Here is a 2,711-nt window from a genome sequence, read left to right as displayed (position 1 = left end):
CTGGATGCTGTGTTCGCTTTGTGAATCCAGGAACTGCTAATTTATTACGCTGGCTACTCCCTCTAATAGGACTAGTCTTGTCCTTCATTGTATTTCGTCTCCAAAGGAAGGGGAAACATCATGACATCAGCTATTTATTATGAAGAAACGCAGTCTTTGGTTCAAACCTTTAGCCAGGAGGACCAAGCTTATTTCCAAGATCTCTGGGATTATTTTAATTTCGCTGGCTTCTTATATGAGGAGAAAGCACTAAGAGAGCAGGTCTATAATCTAGCGCTGGATTTTTCGCAAGCAAACGGTGATGGATGGACGGCCAAGGACTATTTTGGACAGGATCCTAAGGGAATGGCAGACCAAATCATCGAGAACATGCCCAAAGAATCTACGCGATCTGTTCTAAAATATAGTGCAATCGTCTCAGGAATTGTGATTTTCTATCGCCTCTTAAGTGATTTTGCTTCGCAAGCAGTTCTGGTTCTCAAGCCCCTCGTCTATCTAACGGATAGTATTTTAGGACTTTTGGCCGTTGGGTTACTATTCTATCTCCTTCGTCGCCTCATTTTTGCAGAAGAGAAGTCAAAAAAAGCAATCTATGTAGCAGTTGTTCTCGTTCTGGGGATCTATTTTATCAGTGAAATAGTTGGGGTCCGTTTCTTGCCAGCTTTTGCCTGGTTGACGGTACCGAATCCATGGGATACTTTCCTGATGACAGGGGCTTCTGCAGGTCTTATCCTGTGGCAATGGAAAGAAGAGTTTGTTCGTGCCTTCATCTTTCCTATTCTGTCCTTCTTAGTTGTGGGATTCTTGCATCGTTGGACCTTGTCACAAGGGATTCAGAATTCCAGCATGACCATCATTTTGCCGACGGTGATCATCGTTATAGGATTGATGATTTACTATTGGTTCACGATACGCGCTTTGAAAAAGAACAAGACAGAACATGCTGAATAGAGTGAAAAGGGGGGAGGAGGCTCCTCCTTTTTGCAATTGAAAAACAACGAGAAAGCTTGATTTTTGTTATAATGAAAGAGAGTATGAATCAAAGGAGAAGATCATGACATTCGAAGAAATCTTGCCTGGACTAAAGGCAAAAAAGAAATATGTACGTACTGGTTGGGGTGGTGCTGAGAACTATGTCCAACTCTTTGACACCATCGAGCAAAATGGAGTGGCTCTGGAAGTGACCCCTTATTTCCTCATTAACGTCTCTGGTGAAGGGGAAGGGTTCTCTATGTGGAGTCCAACTCCTTGTGACGTCCTAGCGACAGATTGGGTGGAAGTCCATGACTAGACGTGTATTGATCACGGGAGTGAGTTCCGGGATCGGTCTGGCTCAAGCTCGCCTCTTTCTAGAAAAGGGCTACCAGGTCTATGGGGTGGACCAGGGAGCGGATCCCCAGTTGTCGGGTGATGTTCACTTCTTGCAGCGGGACTTAACTCTTGATTTGACGCCGATTTTTGACTGGTGTCCTGAGGTCGACGTCTTGTGCAATACGGCTGGGGTATTGGATGACTACAAACCGATCCTTGAGCAAAGCGCTCAGGAGATTCAGGAGATCATTGAAATCAACTATGTGACTCCGGTAGAGCTGACAAGGCATTATCTGACTCAAATGTTGGAGAAGAAACAAGGTATTATCATCAACATGTGCTCCATTGCATCTAGTCTAGCGGGAGGTGGCGGTCACGCTTATACCTCTTCTAAGCATGCCCTAGCAGGCTTTACCAAGCAGCTGGCTTTAGATTATGCAAAAGCTGGTATTCAAGTCTTTGGCATCGCGCCGGGAGCTGTCAAAACAGGCATGACCGCAGCGGACTTTGAACCAGGTGGCTTAGCAGACTGGGTAGCCAGTGAGACGCCCATCAAGCGCTGGATAGAGCCAGAAGAAGTGGCGGAAGTCAGCCTCTTTTTGGCCAGTGGGAAGGCATCTGCCATGCAAGGACAGATCCTCACGATTGATGGTGGTTGGAGTTTGAAGTAAGGGCTGAAAAAAGTAAAATAATAAGGATGAAATGAGTCTAGTAAAACCACTGGGCTCATTTTCTATTTTAGCTTTATGGAAAAGGAATCTTATGGTATGATAGCCTAAAAGGGACCTGTAATATGGAGGTCAAATAAAAAAAGCCTTTGGGAAGAGAGACTCAAAAGGAGACGAGATGCTAGTATTAACAGACACAGATCCAGCTATTTCAAGCGAAGATTTTTTACAATTTGAGGAGATTCTTGGAAAGAAATTGCCGGAAGCCATGAAGGATTTTTATCTCAAGTACAATGGTGACCAGCCCCAAGTAAGGGGTGTTCACGATGACCGTCATCTCTTTCCTTTCAATTCCTTTGATTCACTGGAGGAGATGAAGAAGTCTTTTACTTGGTTTGACGATGAGGCTGTACCGGCGGGATTTAAGGCCACAGATCTTCTCCATTTTGCCTATGATCCTGGATCGGGCAACTATGCTCTTTCTTTAAGGGCAGAGGATTATGGCAAGGTGTATTTCTATGTTCTAGAAGAAACAGCTGAGATCTACGGTCAATGGGCTTCTTTTGAGGAATTTTTGAACTCTTTTGTTGAAGAGTGAGATTAAAAAGGAGAAGGGATGCGAAAACACCAAGAACTTTCACTAGAGCAGATAATTGAGCAGGTGCGCGTGGATCAATTAGTATCAGATGATTTTTGCCTCTATGGCAAGGAGGATGGAGAACTGGCACTAGC

General features: G+C 44.5%; 4 protein-coding genes and 1 pseudogene. All 5 read left to right on the top strand.

What is annotated here, in order from left to right:
- Positions 1–120 precede the first annotated feature (120 nt).
- Complete coding sequence (locus ACLOR3_RS06320; RefSeq protein ID WP_411400609.1) at positions 121–951, top strand: hypothetical protein; 831 nt, start codon at positions 121–123, stop codon at positions 949–951.
- 103 nt (positions 952–1,054) lie between these two features.
- Positions 1,055–1,291 carry a DUF2829 domain-containing protein gene (locus ACLOR3_RS06315; RefSeq protein ID WP_000141913.1) on the top strand — a complete coding sequence of 79 codons (237 nt, stop codon included), beginning with the start codon at positions 1,055–1,057 and terminating at the stop codon, positions 1,289–1,291.
- Complete coding sequence (locus tag ACLOR3_RS06310; protein ID WP_411400606.1) at positions 1,284–1,982, top strand: 3-oxoacyl-ACP reductase; 699 nt, start codon at positions 1,284–1,286, stop codon at positions 1,980–1,982. The genes ACLOR3_RS06315 and ACLOR3_RS06310 overlap by 8 nt, the downstream gene beginning before the upstream one ends.
- A 175-nt stretch (positions 1,983–2,157) precedes the next feature.
- Positions 2,158–2,577: an SMI1/KNR4 family protein gene (locus ACLOR3_RS06305; protein ID WP_272078970.1), complete on the top strand. Its 420-nt coding sequence runs from the start codon at positions 2,158–2,160 to the stop codon at positions 2,575–2,577.
- Positions 2,578–2,595: 18 nt separating this feature from the next.
- Positions 2,596–2,711, top strand: a pseudogene (locus ACLOR3_RS10725) (DUF7716 domain-containing protein); the annotation flags it as partial.

This window comes from Streptococcus intestinihominis (assembly GCF_046824975.1).
GTDB lineage: Bacteria > Bacillota > Bacilli > Lactobacillales > Streptococcaceae > Streptococcus.
This window is presented reverse-complemented; position numbering and strand designations above follow the sequence as displayed.